This is a genomic window from Geodermatophilus sp. SYSU D01106 (genome assembly GCF_054049995.1).
In genome coordinates this window covers 56,909-82,218 of the sequence record NZ_JBJGYM010000021.1, presented here as the reverse complement: position 1 = coordinate 82,218, position 25,310 = coordinate 56,909, and the positions used below count along the sequence as shown (strand labels likewise).

Below are 25,310 nucleotides of genomic sequence, written 5' to 3'. Positions count from 1 at the left end.
GGGCCCGTAGTCCAAGGGCGCCCGGGAGCTCAGGGTCCCGGGCGGCCGGTTCAGGCGAGGCGGCTCTTGAGGATCTCCAGCTCGTCCCACATGGTGCTGGGCAGCTTGTCGCCGAACTTCTCGAACCACTCGGTGATCTGCGGGACCTCCTGGCGCCACTCGTCCACGTCGACGGCGAGCGCCCCGCGCACCTGCTCCTCGGTCATGCCGAGGCCCGAGACGTCGAGGGAGGCCGGCGTCGGGACGTGGCCGACCGGGGTCTCCTCGGCGGCCGCGGTGCCCTCGAGGCGCTCGACGACCCACTTGAGCACCCGGCTGTTCTCGCCGAAGCCTGGCCACAGGAAGCCGCCGTCCTCGTCCCGGCGGAACCAGTTCACGTAGAAGATCCGCGGCAGCTTGGTCGCGTCGGCACCCTTGCCGGTCTCCACCCAGTGCCGGAAGTAGTCGCCGGCGTTGTAGCCGATGAACGGCAGCATGGCGAACGGGTCGCGGCGGACGACGCCGACGGCGCCGGTGGCCGCGGCCGTCGTCTCCGACGACAGCGTGGCGCCCATGAAGACGCCGTGGTTCCAGTCCCGCGCCTCGGTGACCAGCGGGATCGTGGTTTTGCGGCGGCCGCCGAAGAGGATCGCCGAGATCGGCACGCCCTTGGGGTCGGTGTACTCCGGCGCGAGGATCGGGCACTGCTCGATCGGCGTGCAGAACCGCGAGTTCGGGTGCGAGGACGGCTCGTCGGAGTCCGGCGTCCAGTCCTGCTTCTTCCAGCTGGTGAGGTGCGCCGGCGGCTCCTCGGTCATGCCCTCCCACCAGACGTCGCCGTCGTCGGTGAGCGCGACGTTGGTGAAGACCGAGTTGCCGTTGTCGATCGTGCGCATCGCGTTGGGGTTGGTGTCCCAGCCGGTGCCCGGGGCGACGCCGAACAGCCCGAACTCGGGGTTGATGGCGTAGAGCCGGCCGTCCTCGCCGAAGCGCATCCAGGCGATGTCGTCGCCGATGGTCTCGACCTTCCACCCGGGGATGGTCGGCTCGAGCATGGCGAGGTTGGTCTTGCCGCACGCCGACGGGAAGGCGCCGGCGACGTAGTAGGTCTTCTGCTGCGGGCTGGTCAGCTTGAGGATCAGCATGTGCTCGGCGAGCCAGCCCTCGTCGCGGGCCATCGCCGAGGCGATCCGCAGCGAGTAGCACTTCTTGCCCAGCAGGGCGTTGCCGCCGTAGCCCGAGCCGTAGGACCAGATGGCCCGCTCCTCGGGGAAGTGCACGATGTACTTGGTCTGGCTGCACGGCCAGGGCACGTCCTCCTGGCCCGGCTCCAGCGGCGCGCCGAGGGAGTGCATGGCCGGCACGAACGGCCGGTCGGTGCCCATCGCCTCGAGGATCCGCGAGCCGATGCGGGCCATGACCCGCATCGAGACGACGACGTACTCGGAGTCGGTGAGCTCGACGCCGAACATGGGGTTCTCGGCCTCGACGGGGCCCATGCAGAACGGGATGACGTACATCGTCCGGCCGCGCATGGAGCCGCGGTAGAGCTCCGTCATGACCGACTTCATCTCGTCGGGGGCCATCCAGTTGTTGGTCGGCCCCGCGTCGGCCTCGTCGACCGAGCAGATGAAGGTGCGGTCCTCGACGCGCGCGACGTCGCTGGGGTCGGAGGCGGCCCAGAACGAGTTGGGCTTCTTCGCCAGGCGGGTGAAGGTGCCGGCGTCGACCAGCTTCTGGGTGAGCCGCTCCCACTCCTCGTCGGTGCCGTCGACCCACACCACCTGGTCCGGGGTGGTCAGCTCCGCCATCTCCCGCACCCAGGCCAGCAGCCGGGCGTGCGTGGTGGGGGCGTTGTCGAGACCGGGGGTGGTCACGGAGGTCACGGCGTCTCCATCCTCTGGGCACGCCGCGTGTCGTGGACACGGGCGCCGGTGCCTGGTGTCCCCGGGGGCGGCGGAACGGGTCCGACCGGCCGGGTCCGGGAAGCGTACGAGCGGGCGGACCCGCCTGTCATGGTGAGAGATGTTACGTCCTAGACGTCTAGGTCCGCTTCCCCCCGTCCCGGGGAACAGGCCAGGTGAGCGCGGTGTTCACTGCTCCACGTGACCAGCCTCACGCCCGCTCCTGCCCTGCTCACGCCCCTGACGCTGCGCGGGGTGACCCTCCCGAACCGCCTCGTCGTTGCCCCGATGTGTCAGTACTCCGTCCGCGACGGCCTGGTCGGCGACTACCACCTCGTGCACCTGGGCCGGTTCGCCCTGGGCGGGTTCGGCACGGTCGTGGTGGAGGCGACGGCGGTGACGCCGGAGGGGCGGATCAGCCACGGCGACGTCGGGCTGTGGTCCGACGGGCACGTCCCCGGGCTGGCGCGGGTCGCGGACTTCCTGAGGGCGTCCGGGGCGGTGGCCGGCATCCAGCTCGCGCACGCCGGCGCCAAGGCCAGCAGCCAGCGCCCGTGGGAGGGCGGGGCCGCGGTGACGCCGGAGAACGCCCTCCCCGGCGAGGACCCGTGGCCGACCGTCTCGGCCAGCGCGGTGCCGGCCGGCCCGGGCTGGCCGGTGCCGCACGAGCTCACCGTCGAGGAGCTCGGCGGGGTGCGCGAGGCGTTCGCGGCCGCCACCCGCCGCTCGCTGGCCGCGGGCTTCGACGTCGTCGAGGTGCACGCCGCTCACGGCTACCTGCTGCACCAGTTCCTGTCGCCGCTGTCCAACCGGCGCACCGACGGCTACGGCGGCTCGCGGGAGGCCCGGATGCGGTTCCCGCTCGAGGTGGTCGAGGCCGTGCGGGCGGAGTGGCCGGAGGACAGGCCGCTGTTCGTGCGCGTCTCGGCCGTGGACGGCACGCCCGACGGCATCGGCCTCGACGACACCGTGGCCCTGGCCCGGGAACTGCGCGCCCGCGGGGTCGACGTCGTCGACGTCTCCGGCGGCGGCCTCGGCGGCTGGCAGCACCCGCTGGGCTACGGCTACCAGGTGCCCTTCGCCGCGGGCATCCGCGAGCAGGCGGGCATCGCCACGATGGCGGTGGGCCTGATCGTCGACGGCCGGCAGGCCGAGGCGGTCGTGGCCGGCGGGATGGCCGACCTCGTCGCCGTGGCGCGCGAGGCGCAGGAGGACCCGAACTTCGCCGTGCACGCCGCCCGCGACCTCACCGGCACCCACGACGCCTACCCGGTGCAGGCCGGCCCGCGGCTGGGCCGGCGCAACGCCTTCCTCGGCTCGCTCGGCGCCTGGACCGGCCCCGAGCCGGTGCAGGTGGCGGCGCGCGGCTGACCGGCCCGCGGCGGCGCCGGTGCCACTACGGTCCCCGGACCGTGCCGTCCCGCCGCGCCCTCGTCGCCGTCTCCGCCGCCCAGCTCGCCGCCGGCCTCGCCGGCCAGGCGCTGGCGGTGCGCCGCCGACACCACTTCGACCTGCCGTTCCTGACCGGCGACCCGGCCCGTGTGGGCCGGGACTCGCTGTGGATGGGGACGGCCCTCGCCGCGCCGGTCTGGATGCTCGCGGCGCAGGCGTGGGCCGTGTCCCGCCTGGCGGCCGGGCCCGACGAGCGGGCGCGCCGGGTGCTGCGGCTGCTGAGCGGCGGCATGGTCCCCGGCTACCTGCAGGAGCGCCTGGTCCGGGAGCGGCTGGCCGCGCCGGCGACCGCGCCGCTGGAGACGGCGGTGGTCGTCGGCGGGCTCGGCCTGGCCGCCGCGATGGCGGTGCTGGGCCGCCCGGCCCGGCCCTAGGCCGTCCCCTCCGGCGTGCGTCCGTAGTCGGGGCCGACCTCGGCGAGGAAGGAGTCCCAGTCGCCGGGGGCCGGCCGGTCGCCCGCCACGGCGTCGAGCTTGTCGAGGTACCAGTGCCAGCCGAGCGCGAAGTCGGTGACGTCGGTGCCGGCGGCGAAGTGCTGGACGAAGTGCAGCGTGGTGCGCCCGCTCTCCACGGCGAGGGCCAGCTCGACCCGCCAGCCCTCCTGCTCCGGCCACTCGACCACCAGCCGGCGCGGCGGGTCGCACTCCGCGATGACCACCGCCTCGGCGGCCGGCTCGGCCTCGTGGGTCATCGTCAGGGTCCCGCGCCCGCCGGGGGCGCGTTCCCCCTCGTACGTGCCGAACCAGCGGACCAGCCGGTCGGGCTCGGTGATCGCGGCCCACACGGCGTCGGGGCCGTCGGGCCAGGACCGGCGGAACTCCAGCCGGCGCCGGCCGTCGGGCAGGTCGGTGACCATCCCGCGGCGGCCGGTGGGCGGGTCGGCGGGGCTGGTCTGCGCGTCGGTCACGGGGCGTCTCCGTCCGTCGGGGGGTGGGCCCGGGACCGGCGGCCGCGGGCGATCTCGGTGTCGAGGGCGTCGAACCGCTGCGCCCACAGGTCGCGGTAGGGATCCAGCCAGTCGTCGAGCTCGCGCAGCGGGCGCGGGTCGAGCGTGTACAGCCGGCGGCGGCCCTCGACCCGGCTGCGCACGAGCCCCGCCTCGCGGAGCACCCGCAGGTGCCGGCTGATCGCCGGGCGGCTCACCGGGAAGCGCCCGGCCAGCTCCCCGGCCGCGACCTCGCCGTCGCGGAGCAGCGCGAGCAGCTGCCGCCGGGTGGGGTCGGCGAGGGCCTCGAGCGCCTCCATGCCCGATGTGTAACACGCGGCTTACGCATCAGGCCAGGGGTTGCCGGTGCGAGAGGCCGGGCAGGGAGGGGCCATGACCGTCACCGACCCCGACGTGCCGGACCCGTTGAACGACCCGCGGACGACGCAGGCCGACCCCGGCGCCTACGGCCAGGGCGCCGACCTGGCCTCCACCGCGGACGACCCGGCGTCCACCGGCGCCGACGAGCTCGACGCCGACGACGCGGAGACGACCGCCGGGCAGACCCTGGCCGACGACGCCGGCGGCGGCGACGTCACCGGAGGTGCGTTCTCCGAGGCGCCGCCGTCCTGAGGCGGACCGGTCCGTTTCGGCCCGCCCCGTCCGGGAACCCCTCGCTGCGTCCGACCCATCGACGAGGAGGCACCCATGGCCACCGGTGAGACCGGCTTCGAGGACGTCACCTTCGACCTGATCTCCGTGCAGTACCACTCGCTGAAGGCGGGCCACGACTACGGCCAGTACGTGCGGGACGCCGAGAACGCGGGCCTCGACGACGTCGCCGCGTTCTTCCGCGAGGTCATGGAGCAGGACTCGGCGCGGGCCAAGCGCTGCCACGACCTGCTCCGCAAGATCTCCGGCACCGAGCAGGGCGGCCCCGCCACCCAGTAGCGCAACGCACGGAGGGCTCCACCCGGACCGGGTGGAGCCCTCCGTCGTGTCAGCGGGTCAGACGGCGCAGGAGTCGCCCTCGCAGCCCTCGGCGGCGGGGACGGTGGCCAGCGGGTGGGCGTCGGCCCATGCCCGCTCCAGCACCTGCAGCAGGAGGTCGGCCGGCTGGGCGCCCGCGGCGCCGTACTTCCGGTCGACGACGAAGAACGGGACCCCGGTCGCGCCGAGCGCCTGCGCGGTGGCGGCGTCGGAGAGCACCGCGGAGCGGTAGCGGGAGTCGGCGAGCGCCGCGCGGACCTCGGCCTCGTCGAGCCCCACCTCGACGGCCAGCGGCACGAGCGCGTCGACGTCGAAGACCGAGCGGGACTCCTCGAAGTAGGCGTGCAGCAGGCGCTCCTTCATCGCGCCCTGCAGCCCGCGGTCGGCCGCGAGGTGGAGGAGCTCGTGGGCCAGCAGGGTGTTGCCGCTGACGCCGTCGGCGAGGGAGTACTCGAGGCCCTCACCCGCGGCGGTCTCCTCGACGTGCCGCATCATCGCCCGCATGTCCTCGACCGGGCGGCCGTACTTGGCGGCCAGCGCCGGGAGCGTCGCGTGCGTCTCGCCCTCGGGGACGCTCGGGTCGAGCTGGAACGACCGCCACACCACCTCGACCTGGTCGCGGTGCGGGAAGCGCTCGAGCGCGGACTCCAGCCGCCGCTTGCCGATGTAGCACCACGGACAGACGACGTCGGACCACACCTCGATGCGCACGGAACCGCTCAACCGCGCGCGGACCGCCGTCATTCCGGCCGGTGGGCCTCCGCCCGGGCGCGCCCGTCGCCGGGGGTGGGGTCGAGGAAGACGAACCGGACGCCGGCGTGGCTGGCGACGAGCCGGCGCTCGGCCTCGTCGGAGGCGCGCTCGATGTCGGCGACGGTCGCGGTGTCGGCGAAGTCGACCTTGGCGGAGACGATGAGCTGGCCGGGGCCGATCACCGAGGTGAGGAGGAACGGCACGTCGTCGACCTGCGGCAGGTCGAGGAGCTCTGCGCGCAGCCGGTCCTGGACGGACGCCGGCACCGACTGCCCGATGAGCAGCGAGACGTTGGCCCGCGCCAGGGAGCCGGCGACGACGAGCAGCAGGACGCCGATGAGGATCGCGGCGACGCCGTCCCACACCGGGTCGCCGGTGACCTGCTCGAGGAACAGGCCGAGCGCGGCGAGCACCAGGCCGACCAGCGCCGCGCTGTCCTCGAAGGTCACGGCCTTGACCGTGGTGTCGGTGGTCTCGGCGAGGTAGCGCCGCGGCGTGGTCCCCCACCGCCTCGCCGAGCTGCGCACCTGCCGGACGGCCTTGAGCCAGGACGCGCCCTCCAGCACGAAGGACACCGCCAGCACGACGTAGGCGACCGTCGGGGAGCCCTGCTCCTCGCCCTCGATGATCGTCTCGACGCCCTGGTAGAAGGAGAAGCCGGCGCCGAGGGTGAAGGTGGCCAGGCACGCCAGCAGCGCCCAGAAGTAGGTCTCGCGGCCGTAGCCGACCGGGTGCCGGGCGTCGGGGGCCTTGTCGCCGCGCTTGAGCGCGATGAACAGCAGCACCTCGGTGATCGTGTCGGCGACCGAGTGCGCGGCCTCGGACAGCATCGCCGAGGAGTGGCTGATCAGGCCGCCGACGAGCTTGGCGATCGCGATGCCGAGGTTGGCCAGCCCGGCGACGACGACGGTGCCGGTGGACTCGCCGCCGGCCTCCTCGGTCCCGGCCCTGCTCGCCGTCGAGGCCAGGGCGTGCTCACGGGTGGGGACCGGCTCGCTCATGGCGCCTGCGGTGCCCCGTCGTTGGCCGGTGCAACCGCCGGCAGGTCAGCGCCGCGCCCCGGGCCGGCGGGCGGCCCGGGGCGCGGGGTGGGGACTAGCGGACGCCGACCAGGTCGACGACGAAGACCAGCGTGGCGCCGGGCTTGATGACGCCGCCGGCGCCGCGGTCGCCGTAGGCCTTGTGGGCGGGGATGGTCAGCCGGCGGCGGCCGCCGACGCGCATGCCCTGGATGCCCTCGTCCCAGCCCTGGATGACCATGCCGACGCCGAGGCGGAACTCCAGCGGGTCGCCGCGGTCCCAGGAGGCGTCGAACTGCTCGCCGCCGTCGTGGGTGACGCCGACGTAGTGCGCGCTGACCAGGCTGCCGGCCGTGGCCTCGGGGCCGTCGCCGACGGTGATGTCCTCGATCACCAGGTCGTCGGGGGCCGGCCCGGTGGGCGGCTCGACCTCGGGGCGGGTGGGCTGGGACATCGCTGCTCCTCGCGTGGGGTGCCGGGCGGAGCCCGGCGGGACCCGACCATCCAAACAGCGGTCCGGCCGGGTCGCTCAGCGGCCCCCGGCGACGTCGAGCACGCTGCCGGTGCAGTAGCCGGAGCCCTCGCCGAGCAGCCACAGCACCGCGGCAGCCACCTCCTCCGGGGTGCCGGGCCGCCCCATCGGCACGGTGGGCGCCAGCCTGGCCACCCGGTCGGCCAGCGCGCCCGGGTGCGGGCCCGCCGCCGGAGTGCTGGGCTGGGCCGGTGACCCCCGCTGATGCGCCGTGGTGGACCCGTGCCGTCGTCTACCAGGTCTACCCGCGCTCGTTCGCCGACTCCGACGGCGACGGGATCGGTGACCTCGGCGGCGTCCTGTCGCGGATCGACCACCTCGCCGACCTCGGCGTCGACGTCGTCTGGCTCTCGCCGGTCTACCCCTCGCCGCAGGCCGACAACGGCTACGACATCAGCGACTACACCGACGTCGACCCGCTGTTCGGCACCCTCGCGCAGCTCGAGGAGCTCATCGCCGCGCTGCACGACCGCGGGATGCGGCTGGTCATGGACCTGGTGGTCAACCACACCAGCGACGAGCACCCGTGGTTCGTCGAGTCGCGCTCGTCGCCGGACTCGCCCAAGCGGGACTGGTACTGGTGGCGCCCGCCGCGGGAGGGGATGACGGCGGGGCAGCCGGGCGCCGAGCCGACCAACTGGCACGGCTTCTTCTCCGGCCCGACCTGGGAGCTCGACGAGGCCAGCGGCGAGTACTACCTGCACCTGTTCGACCGCAAGCAGCCCGACCTCAACTGGGAGAACCCGGAGGTCCGGCAGGCCGTCTACGCGATGATGCGGGAGTGGCTCGACCGCGGGGTCGACGGGTTCCGCATGGACGTCATCAACCTGGTCAGCAAGGACGTCGGCCCCGACGGCTCGCTGCCCGACGGCCCACCCCTGCCGGGGCTGCCCTACGGGGACGCGACGGCGTCGGTGGTCGACGGGCCGCGCATCCACGAGTTCCTGCAGGAGATGCACCGCGAGGTGTTCACCGGCCGGCGCGAGCAGCTCCTGCTCGTCGGCGAGACGCCCGGCGTCACGGTCGAGGAGGCCCGGCTCTACACCGACCCGGCGCGCGGCGAGCTGGACATGGTCTTCCAGTTCGAGCACGTCGGGCTGGACTTCGAGGGCTCGAAGTTCGCCCCGCGGCCGCTGCGGATGCGCGACCTCAAGGCGTCCTTCGGCCGGTGGCAGGCGGGCCTGGCCGACGTCGGCTGGAACTCCCTCTACTGGGACAACCACGACCAGCCGCGCGCCGTCTCGCGCTTCGGGGACGACTCGCCCCGGTTCCGCCGGGACTCGGCCACCTGCCTGGCCACCCTGCTGCACCTGCACCGCGGGACGCCGTACGTCTACCAGGGCGAGGAGATCGGGATGGCCAACGCCCCGTTCGACTCGGTCGACGACTTCCGCGACGTCGAGTCGCTCAACCACTTCGCCCAGGCCGTCGCGCACGGCGAGGACCCCGGCGAGGTGCTGGCCGCACTGCGCCGGATGAGCCGCGACAACGCGCGCACGCCGGTGCAGTGGGACGACTCGCCGCACGCGGGCTTCACCACCGGCACGCCGTGGCTGCCGGTCAACCCCGACCACACCGCGTGGAACGTCGCCGCCCAGCGCGACGACCCCGGCTCGGTGCTCGCCCACCACCGGCGGCTGATCGCCCTGCGCCACGACGACCCGGTGGTGGCGCTCGGCGACTTCACGATGCTGCTGCCCGAGCACGACGAGGTGTACGCCTTCACCCGCGCGCTGGACGGCGACGCGCTGCTCGTCGTCTGCAACCTCGGCGCGGGCACGCACGACCTCGCGGAGCTGCTGCCGGAGGCGCCGGCGGCGGAGGTCGTCCTCGGCAACCTGCCCGAGGACGACCCCGCCACGCTGCGCCCGTGGGAGGCCCGGGTGCTCAGGCCCTGACGGGCTCGGCCGGCTCCTCGGTCGGCACGTCGAGGGGGTGGGCCAGCTCGTCGGCGGGCAGCCGCCAGGCGAGCACGGCGACGACGGCGAGCACCGGCGGCACGAGCCCGGCGAGCAGGAAGGTGCCGGTGAGCCCGACGGCGCCGCTGACCGGCCCGGCCAGCGCCATCGACAGCGGCATGAACGCCAGGGACACGAAGAAGTCGAGGCTCGACACCCGCCCGAGCAGCGCCGGCGGCACGCGGCGCTGCAGCAGCGTGCCCCAGATGACCGTGCCCGCCTCGAAGGCCGCGCCGAGGACGCCGGCCGCGGCGACCATCAGCCACAGCGACGACGTCCAGCCGAAGACGACCATCGGCACGCAGCCCAGGCCCCAGAGCAGGTTCATCACCGTGAGGTAGCGCCGGGGCAGCCGGAACGAGGCCACGACCGCCGACCCGAGCGCGCCGCCGATGCCGAACGCGGCCAGCACCAGCGCGTGCTGGGACGGGCCGCCGCCGGCCTGGTCGCGCACCGCGAAGGGCACCAGCACCTCGAACGGGCCCATGAGCACGAGCACCATGAGCGAGGCGAACAGCAGCGTGGCCAGCAGCCACGGCGTGCGGACCATGTAGGAGACGCCCTCGCGGACGTCGGCGAACAGGCCCGCCCCGAGCTCCTCGCGGCGCACCGGCAGGGTGGGCAGCGCCGCCACGCAGGCGGCCGCGGCGGCGGAGGTGAGCGCGGTGACCAGCAGCGCGACGCCCGGGGAGAACGCGCCGACCAGCAGCCCGGCGGCCGCCGGGCCGATCGCCATCGCCAGCGCCGGGCGCACGACGCCCTCGAGGCCGTTGGCGGCCAGCAGGTCCGACGGCGGCACGACGCCGGGGACCAGCGCCGAGTAGGCCGGGTAGTACAGCCCCGTGGCGACCCCGCCGGCCAGCGCGACGGCGGCCAGCGGCCCGAGCGCCAGCGATCCGGTGAGCGACAGGACGGCGACCAGCCCGACCGCCGCGGTCTGCAGCAGCGCGACGCCGAGCAGGATCCGGCGCTGCGGCACCCGGTCGGCCAGCGCGCCGCCGAGCAGCGTGCTGGCGAGCATCCCGCCGGCGGAGAGCGCGGTGGCCAGCGAGAGCGCCGCCGGGCCGCCGCCGAGGTCGACCACCTGCCAGACGAGGGCGACCGTCCACAGGCCCTGCGCCAGCAGCGACAGGCCCATCGAGGCCGCCAGCAGCCGGTAGGAACGGTGCCGCAGGGGCGCCAGCGCGCGCGGCAGGCCGGCCATCGGGGTCCTCCTCGGGGTGGCGCACCGTCGGCGCCGTCGGCCCCATGCTCGCCGACGGGGCCGACAGGGGCAGCCGGTTATCCCGGGGAGAGCAGGAACGGTCGGGGCGGGGTGCGGCGGGCCGGGCGCGGATGGGCGGCCACCACGGGCGCGGCTGCCTCGACGACGCCTGCCACGGCGTACTCGGCCAGCGCGGCCAGCGCCCGCCGGTCGGTGCCCGGCCGCAGCGGCGGCAGCACGTGCACCTCGAGCACCAGGTCCCCGGCGCCGGCGACGCGGCGGAGGCTGCGCCACAGCGGGTCGTCGCCGAGGTAGCCGGCGAGCGTGGTGGGTCCGGCGGCGGTGCGGTAGCGCAGCGCGACCGGCAGCACCGGCGCGGCGGCGTCGACGGCGGCCTGGAAGAAGGCCGGCCGGAAGCGGCCGAGGCGGGCACCGCAGGCGGTGGTGCCCTCGGGGTGCACGGCCACCGCCCGCTCGGTGCGCAGCAGGGCCGCGACCTCGGCGACCGTGCCCGGCAGCGTGGACAGCCGGGTGCGGTCGTGCAGGACGACGCCGGTGCGCCGCGCCCACGCGCCCACCACCGGCCAGCCGCCCACCTCGGCCTTCGCCACCGGGCGCGCGTCCGGCAGCAGCGCGGCGAGCGCGAGGTCGTCGAGCCAGGAGACGTGGTTGCTCACCACGAGCGGCGCGGGGCCACCGCCCGGCCGCGGCAGGTCGCCGGAGACCTCCAGGGCGACGCCGAGCGCAGCCAGGACCCGGGCGGGCGCGTCCGCGGCGGGGCGCGCCAGCGCCGCGGCCACCCCGGCCAGCCGCCGGGCCGCGCCCCGGCCGGCACCGGCACCGGCGTCGGCGCAGGCCGGCGTGCAGTCCGAGACCGCCAGCCAGGGGTTCACCGGCCGGCGCCCGTCAGCCGGCCCAGCACCCGCGGGTCGACGTCGGCCAGGTCCAGCAGCACGTAGAGGTCGGCGGTGCCGAACGCCGGGTCGTGCGCCGGGGGGCCGCCGACCCGGGCGCCGAGCTGCAGGTAGGCGCGCAGCAGCGGCGGCAGCACGGGGCGCAGTGGCCGGGGCGGCGCCTCGACGTCGAAGGGGACGTGCGGGAGGACCCGCAGGGCCGCGGGTGCGAGGTGCCGCGTGCGGACGACGTCCCAGACGCCGGCCGCTGTCGCGCCGCCGTCGGCCAGCGACACCGAGGCGCAGCCGCCGAGGTGGGTGTGGCCCCCGTCGAGGACGTAGCGGGCGAGCCCCGCCCACAACTGGGTGATCACTGCGCCGGAGCGGTGGTCGGGGTGGACGCAGCTGCGCCCGGCCTCGACCAGGCCCGGCCGCAGCGGCGCGAGCCGGGTGAGGTCGAACTCGCCGTCGGAGTAGCCGCGGCCGCGCGCGGCGGCCCGCTCCGGCGGCAGCACCCGGTAGGTGCCGACCACCTGCCCGGAGGTCTGCTCGCGGACGAGGAGGTGGTCGCACAGCGCGTCCCACTCGTCCTCGTCGCGGCCGTCGGCGGCGGCCGGGCCGTCGAGGACGGCGCCGCACTCGAGGGCGAAGACGTCGTGCCGGAGCCGCTGGGCCTCGGCGAGGTCGGCGGTCGTGCGGGCGAGGGTGGTCCGGTAGCGGACGGCGGGGCGGACGGGCGCTGCGGCGGTCACGTCCCCGGAGGGTCGGGGAGGCCGGTGTCGCGGCGGGAACGGCGACCCGGCGGGGTGGTGACGATCAGCGGTCGGCGGTGCCCGGGGGTCCCGGGCCGGGTCGTGCTCTGCCCCGCCGGTGGGGGCAGAGCACGACCGCGCGCCGGAGGACTAGGTGAGGGGCGAGCGCGGCAGCATCCGGTCGCTGATGATCCGCTTCTGGATCTCGCTGGTGCCCTCGAAGATCGTGGTCAGCCGGGCGTCGCGCCAGTGCCGCTCCACCTGCCGCTCGGTGGTGTAGCCGTTGCCGCCGTGCAGCTGCATGGCCTGGTTGGTCACCCGCACCGCCATCTCGGTGGCCTCCAGCTTGACCATCGAGGCCTCCCGCTCGCAGCGCACGCCGAGGTCGATCAGGTGCGCCACCTGCCGGTAGAAGGTGCGGGCCTGCTCGACCTGCGCGGCCATCTCCGCGACGGCGAAGCGCAGCGCCTGGAAGTCGCCGATCGGGTGGCCGAACTGCTCGCGCTCCTGCAGGTAGACCACGGAGTCCTCGAGCGCGGCCCGGGCGAGGCCGACGGCGCGGGCGGCGGTGTGCACCCGCGCCGTGTTCAGGAACGCCTGCGCCGCGGCGAACCCGGCGCGCGCGGCGGCCTCGCCCTGCTCGTCGCTGGCCGCGGCCTCGTCGACGACGTTCTCCCGGGGGATCCGGACGCCGTCGAAGACCAGGTCCCAGGTGAGGAAGCCGTGGTAGCCGATCTTGTCGATCGGGGTGCCGGTCAGGCCGGCCGGGAACGAGCCGCGGTCCTTCTCCAGCAGGAGGTTGACCAGGCCCTTCGACCGGGACTCCCCCGGCTCCGGGTCGCGCTCGCGCACGAGCACCTGGATGAAGTCGGCGGCCTCGGCGTTGCCGCACCAGCGCTTGTGGCCGGTGACCACCCACTCGTCGCCGTCGAGGACCGCCCGGGTGGAGACGCCGGCGAGATCGGAGCCGGCGTCGGGCTCGGACAGCGCGATCGCGCCGATCCACTCGCCCTTCGCGCTGCGCCGCAGCAGCTCGCCGCGCCGGGCGGGGTCGGCCACGGCCGTCCCGAGGCCCTGCGAGCGGGCGAGGATGCTCGCGCTGCTCATCCAGGCGCGGGCGAGCTCCTCGGAGACCATGCAGTACTCGAAGACGCCGAGGCCCAGGCCGCCGTGCTCGGCGGGCACCGTGATGCCGAACCAGCCGAGCTCGGCCATGCGGGCCAGCAGCGACTCCGGCAGCAGGCCCTTCTGCGGGTCGAGCTCGTTCGCGACCGGCAGCACCTCGTCGTACGCGAAGCGGCGGGCCTGCTCCTGCAGGGCCTCGCGCTCGGGGGTGTGCCACGGCGGCAGGAGCGCGGGCGGGGCCGGCTCGAGCAGCTCGGCGGGGCGGTCCGGGGTCGACGTCATCGTCGTGGGGCCTCTCTCCGTCGCGGTGGGGATCGCGGTCAGGGCGTCTGCCCACCATGCGCGCCGCACCCCTGACCTGCACGGCGCGCCCGCGGGAGCGTGACCGACGGCACTCCCGCCGCGGCGATCGCACAACCACTTCACAGATCTCACACCGGCCTGGTAGTAACTGCTCCGTGGCCGTCCCCGATCGACTCGACGTGACGCTGCGGCTGGTGCGCAACGCCGGCCGGGTGTCCCTCACCGACCTCGCCGCCCGCCTCGGCGTCTCCGAGATGACCGTGCGCCGCGACCTCGACGCGCTGCAGTCCCGCGGCCTGGTGGAGCGGGTCCGCGGGGGCGCCGTCGCCGTCGCCGAGCCCGAGAGCGCCGCCGGCTTCGCTGCCCGCGCCGGCTGGCAGGCCGGGATCAAGGACCGCATCGGCAAGGCGGCCGCCGCCCGGGTCCCGGCCGGGGCCACCGTCCTGCTCGACGCCGGGACGACGACGGTGCACGTGGCCCGCGCGCTGGCCGACCGGGCCGCGGCGGGCGAGGGCCCGTTCACCGCCGCCGTCGTCAGCCTGCCGGTGGCCGACGCGCTGGCCGACCGGCCGGGGATCCGGCTGCTCGTCGTCGGCGGCGAGGCACGGCCGGGCGAGCGCAGCCTGGCCGGGCCGCTCACCGCCGCGGTGCTGCGGCAGCTCACCTTCGACCTGTTCGTCATGTCGATCGGGGCGGTCGACGCCCGGGCCGGCTGGTCGGAGTTCACCCTCGAGGACGCCGCCGTCAAGCAGGCCGGCCTCGAGCAGGCGCGGGAGACGCTCGTCGTCGCCGACGCCTCCAAGCTCGGCGTGCGCGCCTTCGCCTCGGTCGCGCCGCTGTCCGCCGTCGGGCGGCTGGTCACCGACGCCAGCGCCCGCGATCCCCAGCTCACCCCCGCGGCCCAGGACACCCTGGCCGCGCTCGACGACGCCGGCGTGGAGGTCGACCTGTCGTGACGCAACCCCTGATGATCCTGGTGGCCGGCCCCTACCGCGGGGGCACCGGCGACGACCCGGAGAAGATCGCGGCCAACCACCGCGCCATCCAGCTGGCCTGCCTGGAGCTGTTCCGCGCCGGGCACCTCGCCGTCAACGGGGAGGACCTGGCGCTGCCCCTGGCGGAGCTGGCCGGCTCGACCCGCGTCGGCGACGCCGCCTTCGACGAGGTCTTCCACCCGATGGGCCGGCGCCTGGTGGCCCGCTGCGACGCCGTCCTGCGACTGCCCGGCGCCTCGGCCGGCTCCGACGAGATGGTGGCGCTGGCCCGGGCGAACGGCGCGGCGGTCTACACGAACGTCGCCGAGGTCCCGGCGGTGTCGGCGTGACCGGCGTCCTCGGCGTCGACCTGCCCGACTCCCGCGGCCGCACCGGCCTCGACCGGGTGGGCCGGGACCTCACCGGCAACCCCGACGTCGTCGTCCGCGACGTCGAGCTGCTGGCCGCGGCGTGGCACGTGCTGCGCCGGACCACCTTCGACCAGCGCCGCCGCGACGGCCGGTGGACCACCGAGCAGCGCGAGACCTACGACCGCGGCAACGGCGCCGCGCTCCTCCCCTACGACGTCGCGCGACGGACCGTGCTGCTCACCCGGCAGTTCCGCTTCCCCGCCTACGTCAACGGCTCGCCCGACGGGATGCTCGTCGAGGCCGCCGCCGGGCTGCTCGACGAGCAGGACGCCGAGACCGCGGTGCGGCGCGAGGCGGCCGAGGAGCTCGGCGTCGTCGTCGGGGAGGTGACGCGGGTCTTCGACGTCTTCACCAGCCCGGGCTCGGTGACCGAGCGCGTCGTCTGCTTCGCCGCCCCCTACACCCCGGCCGACCGGGTGACCGCCGGCGGCGGGGTGGCCGAGGAGGGCGAGGACATCGAGGTGCTCGAACTCGACGTCGACGAGGCCCTGGCCATGGTCGACGACGGCCGGATCGCCGACGCGAAGACGATCATGCTGCTGCAGTGGGTCGTCCTGCGCGGCCCGTTCCGCCGCCCCTGACCCCGGCGGCGGCGCGGCCCGGGAGCGCTCAGCGCGCGCCGCGCTCCCGGGCCAGCGCCACGTAGTGCTCGACCAGCGACGCGTCGTCCACGGCCCCCGGGTTGACCGCCTTCTCCGGCGGGACGCCCTGGAACAGCCGCTTGAGCGGCACCTCCAGCCGCTTGCCCGTGCGGGTGTGCGGCACGCCGGGCGCCACGAGGATCTCGTCGGGCACGTGCCGCGGGCTCGCCGAGCTGCGGATGGCGGCGCGGATGCGCTCGCGCAGGTCGTCGTCCAGCTCGGCGCCGGGGGCGAGCTGGACGAACAGCGGCATCCAGTAGCCGCCGTCGCGCTGCTCGACGCCGAGGACGACGCAGTCGGCGACCTCAGGGAAGCTCTCGACGGCGGCGTAGATGTCGGCGGTGCCCATGCGCACGCCGCCACGGTTGAGCGTGGAGTCCGACCGGCCGGTGATCACGCAGGTGCCGCGGTCGGTGACCTCCATCCAGTCGCCGTGCCGCCAGACGCCCGGCCACGGCTCGAAGTAGGCCTCGCGGTAGCGGGTGCCCTCGGGGTCGTTCCAGAAGTACAGCGGCATCGACGGCATCGGCTCGGTGATCACGAGCTCGCCGAGCTCGCCGACGACCGGGCGGCCGTCCTCGCCCCATGCCGCGGCGGCGACGCCGAGCATCGGCCGCTGCAGCTCGCCGGCGGTGACCGGGAGCAGCAGCGTGCTGCCGATGAAGCCGGTGGCGACGTCGGTGCCGCCGGACGCCGAGCTGAGGAAGACGTCGTCGCGGACGGCGTCGTACACCCAGGAGTAGGCCGAGGCCGGCAGCGGCGAACCGGTGGACCCGATGACGCGCAGCGCCGACAGGTCGTGGGTCTCCCCCGGCCGGATCCCCGCCTTCTCGCAGGCGATCAGGTAGCCGGCGCTGGTGCCCAGGTAGGTGATGCCGGTCCGTGCGGCGAGGGCGAACTGCGCGTCGACCGAGGGGTACGCGGGCGCGCCGTCGTGGACGACCACGGTGGCGCCGCGCAGCAGCGCCGAGGTGGCGATGTTCCACATGATCCAGGCGGTGGAGGCGTACCAGTAGAAGCGGTCGCCGGGGCCGACGTCGCCGTGCAGGCCGAGCTGCTTGTGCTGCTCGAGGACGACGCCGCCGTGGCCGTGCACGATCCCCTTGGGCAGGCCGGTGGTGCCCGACGAGTAGACGATCCACAGCGGGTGGTCGAAGGGCAGCGCCTCGAACTCCGGCTCCCGGGGGCCGGCGACGGCGTCGGCCCAGGCCAGTGCGCCGTCGGGGACCTCGTCCGGGAACAGCCGGGGGACGGCGACCGTCGCGCGCACGGTCGGCAGCGCGGCGCGCAGCTCGGCGACCACGTCCCGCCGGTCGTGCGGCCGCCCGTTGAACCGGTAGCCGTCGACGGCCACGAGCACCGTCGGCTCGATCTGGGCGAACCGGTCGAGGACGGCGCGGGTGCCGAAGTCGGGCGCGCAGGAGGACCACACCGCGCCGATCGACGCGGCGCCGAGGAAGGCCACCACCGCCTCGGGCACGTTGGGCAGGTAGCCGGCCACCCGGTCGCCACGCCGCACGCCGAGCCGGCGCAGGGTGGCGGCGAACGCGCCGACCTGCCCGCGCAGCTCCGCCCAGGAGACCTCGACCGGCTCGGCGTCCTCCGCCACCGCGACCAGCGCCGGGTGCTCCTCGGTGCCGTGCCGCAGCGCCTGCTCGGCGTAGTTGACCGTCGTCCCCGGGAACCACTCGGCACCGGGCATCTCGCGCCGGGTGAGCACCCGGTCGTCGGGCACGCGGTCGAGCACGCCCGACCAGACGGCGACGTCGGCCCAGAACTGGTCGAGGTGCTCGACCGACCAGCGCCAGATCGCGTCGTAGTCGGTCGGGTCGAGGTCCAGGCCCCGCCGCTGGGCGACCTCGCGGGCGAACGCGGCGAGCCGGGTGGCCTCCTTCGTCTCCTGGTGGGGCTGCCAGAGGACGGGGGCGCCGGGAGTGTCGACGGTCACGTCGGGAGCCTGCCACCGCTACCTCCCCATCGGGTGACCGGGCCGTCCGCGCCGGACCGGACGGTCACGTTCCGTCAGCGGATCCCAGCCGATCGGGGGACTGCCGTGTAGTGATCACGTTCCGCTGCAATCCATGTGCACAACGTCACTGCCGTGCGCTGGGGGAGGTGCGATGGCCGAGCTGTCCGCCCGGACGGGCCGTCGCGCCCGCCTGCGCCGCTGGGGCGGCCGCGCCCTCCTGGTCGCCGGGCTCGGCACCGGGGTGTGGCTGGCCGGCTCGACCGGCGCCTCCGCCGAGGAGCCCCCACCCGGCTCCCTGCTCGGCGCGGTCACCGCTCCGGTGGGCGCCGCGCTCGGGGAGGTGGCCGAGCCGCTGACGCCGGCGCTGGCCCCCGTGACGCCGGTCGTGCAGGCGGTCGCCGACACGGCCGCCCCGGTGACCGAGCCGCTCCGCGAGGTCGTCGCGCCCGTGCCGCGGGCGCTCGCCCCGGTGACGGAGGCCCTGGCGCCCGTGACGGAGGCCCTGGCGCCGGTGACCGGGGCGCTGCGGCCCGTCACCGGTGCGCTGGCGCCCGTGACCGACGTCCTGGCCCCGGTGACCGACGTCCTCGTCCCGGTGACCGACGTCCTGGTCCCGGTGACCGACGTCCTGGTCCCGGACGTCGTGGCCCCCGACCTCGTCGTCCCTGCTCCCCCGGCGCCGGTCCCGGCCGCCGGGCTGCCCTCTCCCGTCCCCGGTGCCGTCGCCGACGCCGCCGTCGCCGTCGCCGCTCCCCTCCCGGCGGGCCCGGGTGCCGTGCACCCGCACCCGGGCCCGTCGGGCGCGGCCGGCGCGACCACCGCCGCCGCGTCCCCCGCCGCCGCGTTCGTGCCGGCGCAGCCGCTGCCCGCCGCGCCGCCGGCCCCCGCCGTCCCCGGCGTCCCGGCTCTCCCGGCGCCGGCCGGGACCGCCGCCTCGGGCGCCGGTGCCGACCGCGACCCGCTCTCCGCCGACCTGACCGGGGCCGTCCCCGCCGCGCTGCTCGCCGCGGCCGGGGCGGTCTCGGACGGCGCCCGCGCCGCCGCGGCCGCCGACCCGGTCGACCCCGCCACCTCTCCCGACTGAGTGCCGCGCCGCCGGCTGTCCGCCGGCCGAGCGCACGACCCCCGCCGTCCCGCCCGGGACCGGGGTCCCAGCACCCAGTCAGGAGAACTGCCATGTCCCGATGGGCCACCCGCGCCCTGCGCGTGACACTGCTGACCGGCGGCCTGCTCGCCGTCGGCACCGGTGTCGCCGCCGCATCCGACCAGCCCGGGAACGGGGACCTCGACGTCGTCGTCCCGGTCACCGTCACCGACAACGCCGTCGGCGTCCTCGGCGACGCCCCCGCGGGAGGCGGCCTCGAGCTGCCCGCCGTCTCCGCGGACCTCACCCTCGACCTCGGCCCGGTCGCCGTCTCGGTGCCGGTCACCGTCGGCGGCAACGACGCCGCGGTCGGCGACGCCGGGGTCTCCCAGCCGCCGGCCGCACCGGCGCCGGGCACCTCGCAGCCGGCCGACAGCCCGGCGGACACTCCGGCCGACATCGCGGTGCCGGTCACCGTCGCCGGCAACGGCATCGGCGTGCTCGGCGACGCGGAGGCCTCCGGCACCGCCCCCGCCGCACCGGAGGGCGCGGTGACCGTGCCGGTGACCGTCTGCGGCAACGGCGTCGGCGTGCTCGGCGACGCGGTCGGCAACTGCACCCCGGCCGCCGGCACCGGCACTCCCGCCCCCGGGGCGGCCGGCCCGCTCGACGACCTGCTCGACGTCGACGTCCCGGTGACCGTGTGCGGCAACGGCGTCGGCGTGCTCGGCGACGCCGCCGGCGGCTGCACCGCCGCCGGGACGACCGGCCCGGGCACGGGCGGCACCGACGGTGGCCTGGACGTCGACGTCCCGGTCCTGGTGTGCGGCACCGGCATCGGCCTGTTCGGCGACGCGGGTGGCGAGTGCGCCCTGCCCGGCGGCGGCACCCCCGGTACGGGCACGCCCGGCACCGGCACCCCGGGCACGGGGGACGGCGGCATCGACGTCGACGTCCCGGTGACCGTGTGCGGCGTGGGCCTCGGCCTGCTCGGCGACGGCACCGGCGACTGCACCCCGCCGGCCGGCCCGACCGACCCGACCGGCCCGCAGGGCCCCGGCACGCCGCAGCAGCCCGGACCGCAGCAGCCGGGCACCGCGCACCCCGCTGTGCAGCACCCGGCCACGCAGCACCCCGGCCTGGTCACCCCGGTGACCGGCGCGGGCTCGTGGACGGCGGCCGGCAGCGGCGGCGGCGTCCTCGCCGGGAGCGGAGCGGGCTCCGGCTCGTCCGACGGCGGGCGGCTGGCCTACACCGGCAGTGACGTCACCGGGGTCCTCGGCGCCGGCCTGCTGGTCCTGCTGGCGGGCGCCGGGCTGACGCTCATGGCCCGCCGCCGCACCGGCACCGCCTGACCGCACCGCCCGACCGCACCACCGCGGGCCCGGCCGGAACGTCGGCCGGGCCCGCGCGCGGGCGCTGCCGCTCTGCCACGATCCCGGCATGGGCGAGCCGGAGACCGAGCGCAACGTGCTGGGCGGCGAGCTCGAGCCCTGCGGCACCGAGCCGCTGACCGGCTTCTTCCGCGACGGGGCCTGCCGCAGCGGGCCCGAGGACCTCGGCAGCCACACGGTGTGCGTGGTGGTCTCGGCGGAGTTCCTGGCGATGCAGCGGGAGCTCGGCAACGACCTCGGCACCCCGCGGCCGGAGTACGGGTTCCCCGGCCTGCGGCCCGGCGACCGCTGGTGCGTCGTCGCCGCCCGGTGGCTGCAGGCGTACCAGCGGGGTGTCGCGGCCGGCGTCGTCCTGGCGGCCACGAACGAGCGGGCGCTGGAGGTCGTGCCGCTGACGGCGCTGCGGCAGCACGCCGTCGACGTGCCCGACGACGTCAGCAGCCTGGAGTGAACCCGGGGTGACCGGAACAACCCGGCGGGCGGGCGCGCTGTCAGCCGGCATCCCGGCCCGACACGAGGAGCTCCCGTGACCGACCTGCTCGACCTGCCCGTGGCGACCCTGCGCGGCGAGGACACCACGCTCGGCGCCCTGACCGGCCGGCGTCCGGCGCTGGTGGTCAACGTGGCCAGCCGCTGCGGGCTCACGCCGCAGTACACGCAGCTCGAGGCGCTGCAGCGGGAGTACGGGCCGCGCGGGTTCACCGTGGTGGGGGTGCCGTGCAACCAGTTCGCCGGCCAGGAGCCCGGCACCGCCGAGGAGATCGCCACCTTCTGCTCGGCCACCTACGACGTCACCTTCCCGATGACGGAGAAGGTCGACGTCAACGGCGAGGGCGCGCACCCGGTGTACCAGCGGCTGACGGAGACGTCCGACGGCGCCGGCGAGTCCGGTCCGGTGCAGTGGAACTTTGAGAAGTTCCTGGTCGACGGCGACGGCGCGGTGGTGGCCCGGTTCCGGCCGGCGACCGAGCCCGGCGCCCCCGAGGTCCGGACGGCGATCGAGGCGCTCCTCCCCCGCTGACGCCGCTCCCGGGGCGTTCCCCGTCCTCTCGGGGCGCTCCAGGACCCCGGGAGCGCGAGGAGCACCCCAGGGCCGAGGGGATGCCGGTGCGGGCACGCGGGGTGAGCATGGAGCCGTGGCCGACCTGCACTTCTACTTCGACCCCGTCTGCCCGTTCGCCTGGCTGACCAGCCGGTGGGTGCGGACGGTCGCCGCCCAGCGCACGTACGAGGTGGACTGGCGGTTCATCTCGCTGCGGCTGCTCAACGCGCACGTCGACTACGACGCGCAGTTCCCGCCCAAGTACGAGGCCGGCCACACCGCCGGGCTGCGGCTGTTGCGCGTGGCCGCCCGCACGCGGGAGGAGCACGGCCGGGCGGCGGTCGCCACGCTGTACGAGCACCTCGGCCGGCGGATCCACGACACCGAGCCCGACCGCCCCGGCACCGCCGGTGAGCGCGGCACCCGCGGCTACCTCGAGCCGGTGCTCGAGCGGGCCGGGCTGCCGGCCGGTCTCGCCGACGCCCTCGACGACGATTGCTGGGACGCCGTCGTGCAGGCCGAGACCGACGAGGCGCTCGCGCTGACCGGCCGCGACGTCGGGACGCCGATCCTGCACTTCGAGCCGCCGGAGGGCGTCGCCTTCTTCGGGCCGGTGATCAGCCGGGTGCCCCCCGAGGACCGCGCCGTCGAGCTGTGGGACCACGTGGTCGGCCTCGCGCGCTTCGCCGGGTTCGCCGAGCTCAAGCGCAGCCTGCGCGAGCGCCCGCAGCTGGTCTCGGCCGGCGTGGCGCCCGGCGAGGTCGGCGTCCAGGAGGAGTGGCAGGCCGGCAGCCGCCGCCTCCACCGGTGAGCCTCGACCGGTAGGACCACCGGTGAGCGAGGTGTCCCGGCCGACCTGCGGCGACTAAGGTGAGCCTCACCTGCCCTCGTCGTCCGGAGCTGCCCGGTGTCCGTCCCCAGCGCCACGCGCACCCCCGCGGGGACCGCGGCGCCCGCGGTGACCCCCCGGACGGCCGCCGCGCGACGCACCCGGCGCCGGGTCCTCGGCACGCTGGCGCTGCTGGTCCTGGTCCTCGCCGCGTGCGCCGCGAGCATCGCGATCGGCACCCGGCCGCTGGCGCTGGACACCGTCTGGGAGGTCCTCACCGACCGGTCGCTGCGCACGGAGGAGGCGGTGATCGTCTGGGACCTGCGGGTCCCGCGCACCGCGCTCGGCCTCATGGTCGGCGCCTCGCTCGGGGTGGCCGGGGCGCTGATGCAGGGCCACACGCGCAACCCGCTGGGCGACCCGGGCCTGCTCGGCGTCACCGCCGGCGCGTCCTTCGCCGTCGTCCTGGCCATCGCGCTGCTCGGCGTGGCCACCCCGGCCGGCTACGTCTGGTTCGCCTTCGCCGGGGCGCTGGCCGGCACGGTCGCCGTCTACCTGCTCGGGGCGGCCGGCCGCGGCGGGGCCACCCCGGTCACGCTCGCCCTCGCCGGCTCGACGCTGTCGGCCCTGCTCTACGCCCTGGTCCGGGCGATCCTCGTCAGCGACTCCAACTCCCTCGACGCCTTCCGCTTCTGGGTGGTCGGCGCGCTGGCCGGCCGCGGCGCCGACATCGCCTGGCAGGTGCTCCCCTTCATCGTCGCCGGACTGGTGCTCGCGCTGGTCAACGCGCCGGCCCTCGACCTGCTCGGCATGGGCGAGGACGTCGCCCGCGGGCTGGGCCAGCGGGTCTGGCTCGCCCGCGCGGTCGGCCTGGTGGCCATCACGCTGCTGGCCGGCGCGGCGACGGCGGCCTGCGGGCCGATCGCCTTCGTCGGCCTGGTCGTGCCGCACGCCGTCCGGTCGTTCACCGGGCCGGCCCACCGCTGGCTCGTCCCGTGCGCGGCGATGGCCGGCGCGCTGCTGCTGCTCACCGCCGACGTCGTCGGGCGGGTCATCGCCCGCCCCGGCGAGGTGCAGGTGGGCATCGTGCTCGCCCTGCTCGGCGGCCCGTTCTTCATCGCGCTGGTGCGGCGCAAGCGGTCGGCGACGCTGTGAGGGGGCCCCGGTGACCGCCACCGTCGAGACGATCCGCGGGACGACGCCGCCGGAGCCCGGCGGGCGCCCGCGCGGCCGCGCGGTGGTGCTGCGGCGTGGGCCGGTCTCCGCGCGCTTCCGCTGGCGCTCGGTCGTCGTGCCGCTCGCCGCGCTGGTGGTCGTCGTGCTGCTCTCGGCCGTCGCGCTGGGCCGCGGCGACTACCCGATCGGCCTCGGCGACGTGCTGCGGACGCTGGTGGGCGCCGGCGAGGCGGGGCAGCGCTTCGTCGTGCTGGAGCTACGGGCGCCCCGCGTCGTCGTCGGGGTGCTCGTGGGCCTGGCGCTCGGGGTCGCCGGCGCGCTGTTCCAGACCTTCGCGCGCAACCCGCTGGCCTCCCCCGACATCCTCGGCATCACCTCCGGCGCCTCCGTGGGCGCGGTGACGGCGATCGTCGTCAGCGGCTCCTCCTCGGTGGGCGCGGTGCTCGGCGGCCTCGGCGTCCCGCTCGCGGCGCTGGCCGGGGCGCTCGGCGCGGGCCTGCTGCTGTTCCTCCTGGCGTTCCGGTCCGGCGTCGACGGCTACCGGCTGGTGCTGGTCGGCGTGGCGGTCTCCTCGATGAGCCTCGCCGTCGTCGACTGGCTGCTCACCCGGGCCGCCATCTACGACGCCGCGGCGGCCTACGTGTGGATCGTCGGCTCGCTCAACGCCCGCACCTGGGACCAGGCGGTCCCCCTCGCCCTCGCGCTGGCGGTGCTGGTCCCCCTGGCGCTGGCGGCGGGCCGGGTGCTCGGCGTGATGCAGTTCGGCGACGACACCGCCCGCGGGCTGGGCGTGCGGCTGGCCGCGGCGCAGGCCGCCGTCGTGCTCGTCGCCGTCGTGCTGGTCGCGGCGGCCGTGGCCGCCGCCGGGCCGATCACGTTCGTGGCCCTGGTGGTCCCGCAGATCGCCGTCCGGCTGACCGGCGGGTCCCGGCCGCCGCTGCTCGCCTCCGGCCTGCTCGGCGCGGCGCTGGTCGTGCTGGCCGACCTGCTCACCCGGACCGTCCTGCCGCAGGCCCTCCCGGTGGGCATCATCACCGCGGTCGTGGGCGCCCCCTACCTGCTCTGGCTGCTCGTCCGCGGGAGGCGGACTCCCGCATGACGACTCACCTCTCCGCCGGGCACGCCGCGTCCACCTCGTCCTCGGCCGCCTCGCCCCCCGCCGGCCCCGCCCCGCGCGTCCGCCTGGCCGCCGAGGGCCTGCGGCTGGCCTACGACGACCGGGTCGTCGTCGACGGCCTCGACCTCGCGCTCACCGACGGCTCGTTCACCGCGATCGTCGGGCCCAACGGCTGCGGCAAGTCCACGCTGCTGCGCGCGCTGGGCCGGTTGCTGCGCCCGGCCGCCGGGCAGGTGGTCCTCGACGGCCGGTCGATCGCCCGGACGCCGACCCGCGAGGTGGCCCGCGTGCTCGGCCTGCTGCCGCAGACGCCGGTGGCGCCGTCGGGCCTGACCGTCGCGGACCTCGTCGCCCGGGGGCGGCACCCGCACCAGAGCTGGCTGCGGCAGTGGTCCAGCGACGACGAGGCCGTGGTGACCGAGGCGCTGGCCTGGACCGACATGGCCGACCTCGGCGACCGCCCGGTCGACGAGCTGTCCGGCGGGCAGCGGCAGCGGGCGTGGATCTCGATGGCGCTGGCGCAGGAGACCGACCTGATCCTGCTCGACGAGCCGACCACCTACCTCGACCTGTCGCACCAGATCGACGTGCTCGAGCTGGTGGCCCGGCTGCACGCCGAGCGCGGCCGCACCGTCGTCGTCGTGCTGCACGACCTCAACCTGGCGGCGCGCTACGCGCAGCGGCTGGTGGCCATGCGCGACGGCGTCCTGGTGGCGTCGGGCACGCCGCACGAGGTGCTCACCGAGGAGCTGCTCGCCGACGTCTTCGACCTCGAGGCCCGCGTGGTGCCCGACCCGGTCGCCGGCACCCCGATGGTTGTCCCGGTCCGCCGCCTCCCCAGGTGAGGGGACGGGTAGTAGAAGC

28 protein-coding genes are annotated in these 25,310 nt (G+C 76.2%); 16 read left to right on the top strand and 12 right to left on the bottom strand.

Annotated elements, in window-relative coordinates; genetic code table 11:
* Positions 1–50: 50 nt before the first annotated feature.
* Positions 51–1,865, bottom strand: a complete 1,815-nt coding sequence (locus ACI78R_RS19105) for a phosphoenolpyruvate carboxykinase (GTP) (RefSeq protein WP_457041906.1) — start codon at positions 1,863–1,865, stop codon at positions 51–53.
* A 219-nt stretch (positions 1,866–2,084) separates the two neighbouring features.
* On the opposite strand from ACI78R_RS19105, the gene ACI78R_RS19100 reads away from it, so the two are divergent.
* Positions 2,085–3,254 (top strand): NADH:flavin oxidoreductase/NADH oxidase, encoded by a 1,170-nt coding sequence (locus tag ACI78R_RS19100; protein WP_457041905.1) that lies wholly within the window; start codon positions 2,085–2,087, stop codon positions 3,252–3,254.
* Between the two features lie 41 nt (positions 3,255–3,295).
* A complete protein-coding gene (locus tag ACI78R_RS19095; protein ID WP_454553268.1) occupies positions 3,296–3,709 on the top strand; it encodes a hypothetical protein in 414 nt (137 codons plus the stop codon).
* On the opposite strand, the gene ACI78R_RS19090 is transcribed toward ACI78R_RS19095, so the two are convergent.
* Positions 3,706–4,242 carry an SRPBCC domain-containing protein gene (locus ACI78R_RS19090; protein ID WP_457041904.1) on the bottom strand — a complete coding sequence of 179 codons (537 nt, stop codon included), beginning with the start codon at positions 4,240–4,242 and terminating at the stop codon, positions 3,706–3,708. The genes ACI78R_RS19095 and ACI78R_RS19090 overlap by 4 nt on opposite strands.
* Positions 4,239–4,580, bottom strand: a complete 342-nt coding sequence (locus ACI78R_RS19085) for an ArsR/SmtB family transcription factor (protein ID WP_457041903.1) — start codon at positions 4,578–4,580, stop codon at positions 4,239–4,241. The genes ACI78R_RS19090 and ACI78R_RS19085 overlap by 4 nt, the downstream gene beginning before the upstream one ends.
* Positions 4,581–4,653: 73 nt before the next feature.
* Here ACI78R_RS19085 and ACI78R_RS19080 point away from each other — a divergent pair, with 73 nt between their 5' ends.
* The gene (locus ACI78R_RS19080; RefSeq protein ID WP_073420964.1) at positions 4,654–4,893 is read left to right on the top strand and encodes a hypothetical protein; all 240 of its coding nucleotides are present in this window, start codon (positions 4,654–4,656) and stop codon (positions 4,891–4,893) included.
* Between the two features lie 75 nt (positions 4,894–4,968).
* Positions 4,969–5,211 carry an acyl carrier protein gene (locus tag ACI78R_RS19075; RefSeq protein WP_073420963.1) on the top strand — a complete coding sequence of 81 codons (243 nt, stop codon included), beginning with the start codon at positions 4,969–4,971 and terminating at the stop codon, positions 5,209–5,211.
* Between the two features lie 57 nt (positions 5,212–5,268).
* Here the strand turns inward: ACI78R_RS19075 and ACI78R_RS19070 are convergent, their stop codons facing one another.
* The 4 genes from ACI78R_RS19070 to ACI78R_RS19055 form a co-directional block, all read right to left on the bottom strand.
* A complete protein-coding gene (locus ACI78R_RS19070; protein ID WP_457041902.1) occupies positions 5,269–5,961 on the bottom strand; it encodes a DsbA family oxidoreductase in 693 nt (230 codons plus the stop codon).
* 29 nt (positions 5,962–5,990) lie between these two features.
* Positions 5,991–7,004: a cation diffusion facilitator family transporter gene (locus tag ACI78R_RS19065; RefSeq protein WP_073420961.1), complete on the bottom strand. Its 1,014-nt coding sequence runs from the start codon at positions 7,002–7,004 to the stop codon at positions 5,991–5,993.
* 94 nt (positions 7,005–7,098) lie between these two features.
* Positions 7,099–7,476, bottom strand: coding sequence for an FKBP-type peptidyl-prolyl cis-trans isomerase (locus ACI78R_RS19060; protein ID WP_073420960.1), 378 nt, complete (start codon positions 7,474–7,476; stop codon positions 7,099–7,101).
* A 75-nt stretch (positions 7,477–7,551) separates the two neighbouring features.
* The gene (locus ACI78R_RS19055) at positions 7,552–7,689 is read right to left on the bottom strand and encodes an SDR family oxidoreductase (protein ID WP_457041901.1); all 138 of its coding nucleotides are present in this window, start codon (positions 7,687–7,689) and stop codon (positions 7,552–7,554) included.
* Positions 7,690–7,745: 56 nt separating this feature from the next.
* Here ACI78R_RS19055 and ACI78R_RS19050 point away from each other — a divergent pair, with 56 nt between their 5' ends.
* The gene (locus tag ACI78R_RS19050) at positions 7,746–9,452 is read left to right on the top strand and encodes a glycoside hydrolase family 13 protein (protein WP_457041900.1); all 1,707 of its coding nucleotides are present in this window, start codon (positions 7,746–7,748) and stop codon (positions 9,450–9,452) included.
* On the opposite strand, the gene ACI78R_RS19045 is transcribed toward ACI78R_RS19050, so the two are convergent.
* From ACI78R_RS19045 to ACI78R_RS19030, 4 genes are all read right to left on the bottom strand, one after another.
* A complete protein-coding gene (locus tag ACI78R_RS19045) occupies positions 9,442–10,716 on the bottom strand; it encodes an MFS transporter (RefSeq protein WP_457041899.1) in 1,275 nt (424 codons plus the stop codon). The genes ACI78R_RS19050 and ACI78R_RS19045 overlap by 11 nt on opposite strands.
* Positions 10,717–10,793: 77 nt before the next feature.
* Complete coding sequence (locus tag ACI78R_RS19040; RefSeq protein ID WP_457041898.1) at positions 10,794–11,609, bottom strand: lysophospholipid acyltransferase family protein; 816 nt, start codon at positions 11,607–11,609, stop codon at positions 10,794–10,796.
* Positions 11,606–12,361 (bottom strand): GNAT family N-acetyltransferase, encoded by a 756-nt coding sequence (locus ACI78R_RS19035; RefSeq protein WP_073420956.1) that lies wholly within the window; start codon positions 12,359–12,361, stop codon positions 11,606–11,608. The genes ACI78R_RS19040 and ACI78R_RS19035 overlap by 4 nt, the downstream gene beginning before the upstream one ends.
* A 150-nt stretch (positions 12,362–12,511) precedes the next feature.
* Complete coding sequence (locus ACI78R_RS19030) at positions 12,512–13,768, bottom strand: acyl-CoA dehydrogenase family protein (protein ID WP_336030761.1); 1,257 nt, start codon at positions 13,766–13,768, stop codon at positions 12,512–12,514.
* A gap of 176 nt (positions 13,769–13,944) precedes the next feature.
* On the opposite strand from ACI78R_RS19030, the gene ACI78R_RS19025 reads away from it, so the two are divergent.
* From ACI78R_RS19025 to ACI78R_RS19015, 3 genes are read left to right on the top strand one after another with little or no spacing between them, the layout of a single operon-like run.
* Positions 13,945–14,745 (top strand): DeoR/GlpR family DNA-binding transcription regulator, encoded by an 801-nt coding sequence (locus ACI78R_RS19025; RefSeq protein WP_457041897.1) that lies wholly within the window; start codon positions 13,945–13,947, stop codon positions 14,743–14,745.
* Positions 14,742–15,113, top strand: a complete 372-nt coding sequence (locus tag ACI78R_RS19020; RefSeq protein WP_457041896.1) for a DUF4406 domain-containing protein — start codon at positions 14,742–14,744, stop codon at positions 15,111–15,113. Before ACI78R_RS19025 ends, ACI78R_RS19020 begins: the two co-directional genes overlap by 4 nt.
* On the top strand, positions 15,110–15,775 hold the full coding sequence (locus tag ACI78R_RS19015) for an NUDIX domain-containing protein (protein ID WP_457041895.1): 666 nt from the start codon (positions 15,110–15,112) through the stop codon (positions 15,773–15,775). The genes ACI78R_RS19020 and ACI78R_RS19015 overlap by 4 nt, the downstream gene beginning before the upstream one ends.
* A gap of 28 nt (positions 15,776–15,803) precedes the next feature.
* Here ACI78R_RS19015 and ACI78R_RS19010 read toward each other — a convergent pair whose 3' ends face one another.
* The gene (locus ACI78R_RS19010) at positions 15,804–17,783 is read right to left on the bottom strand and encodes an acetoacetate--CoA ligase (RefSeq protein WP_457041894.1); all 1,980 of its coding nucleotides are present in this window, start codon (positions 17,781–17,783) and stop codon (positions 15,804–15,806) included.
* A 172-nt stretch (positions 17,784–17,955) separates the two neighbouring features.
* Between ACI78R_RS19010 and ACI78R_RS19005 the strand changes: the two genes are divergently transcribed.
* The 8 genes from ACI78R_RS19005 to ACI78R_RS18970 all read left to right on the top strand — a co-directional run bounded on the left by ACI78R_RS19005 (position 17,956) and on the right by ACI78R_RS18970 (position 25,291).
* Complete coding sequence (locus tag ACI78R_RS19005; RefSeq protein WP_457041893.1) at positions 17,956–18,888, top strand: hypothetical protein; 933 nt, start codon at positions 17,956–17,958, stop codon at positions 18,886–18,888.
* 92 nt (positions 18,889–18,980) lie between these two features.
* Positions 18,981–20,243: a hypothetical protein gene (locus ACI78R_RS19000; RefSeq protein WP_457041892.1), complete on the top strand. Its 1,263-nt coding sequence runs from the start codon at positions 18,981–18,983 to the stop codon at positions 20,241–20,243.
* A gap of 88 nt (positions 20,244–20,331) precedes the next feature.
* Positions 20,332–20,733, top strand: a complete 402-nt coding sequence (locus tag ACI78R_RS18995; protein WP_457041891.1) for a DUF2237 family protein — start codon at positions 20,332–20,334, stop codon at positions 20,731–20,733.
* A 75-nt stretch (positions 20,734–20,808) separates the two neighbouring features.
* Positions 20,809–21,303 carry a glutathione peroxidase gene (locus ACI78R_RS18990; RefSeq protein WP_457041890.1) on the top strand — a complete coding sequence of 165 codons (495 nt, stop codon included), beginning with the start codon at positions 20,809–20,811 and terminating at the stop codon, positions 21,301–21,303.
* Between the two features lie 115 nt (positions 21,304–21,418).
* The gene (locus tag ACI78R_RS18985) at positions 21,419–22,135 is read left to right on the top strand and encodes a mycothiol-dependent nitroreductase Rv2466c family protein (protein ID WP_457041889.1); all 717 of its coding nucleotides are present in this window, start codon (positions 21,419–21,421) and stop codon (positions 22,133–22,135) included.
* A gap of 96 nt (positions 22,136–22,231) precedes the next feature.
* On the top strand, positions 22,232–23,308 hold the full coding sequence (locus ACI78R_RS18980) for a FecCD family ABC transporter permease (RefSeq protein WP_457041888.1): 1,077 nt from the start codon (positions 22,232–22,234) through the stop codon (positions 23,306–23,308).
* Positions 23,309–23,318: 10 nt separating this feature from the next.
* Complete coding sequence (locus ACI78R_RS18975) at positions 23,319–24,428, top strand: FecCD family ABC transporter permease (RefSeq protein ID WP_457041887.1); 1,110 nt, start codon at positions 23,319–23,321, stop codon at positions 24,426–24,428.
* Entirely contained in the window at positions 24,425–25,291 is an 867-nt protein-coding gene (locus ACI78R_RS18970) for an ABC transporter ATP-binding protein (RefSeq protein ID WP_457041886.1), read from the top strand. Before ACI78R_RS18975 ends, ACI78R_RS18970 begins: the two co-directional genes overlap by 4 nt.
* Positions 25,292–25,310 lie beyond the last annotated feature (19 nt).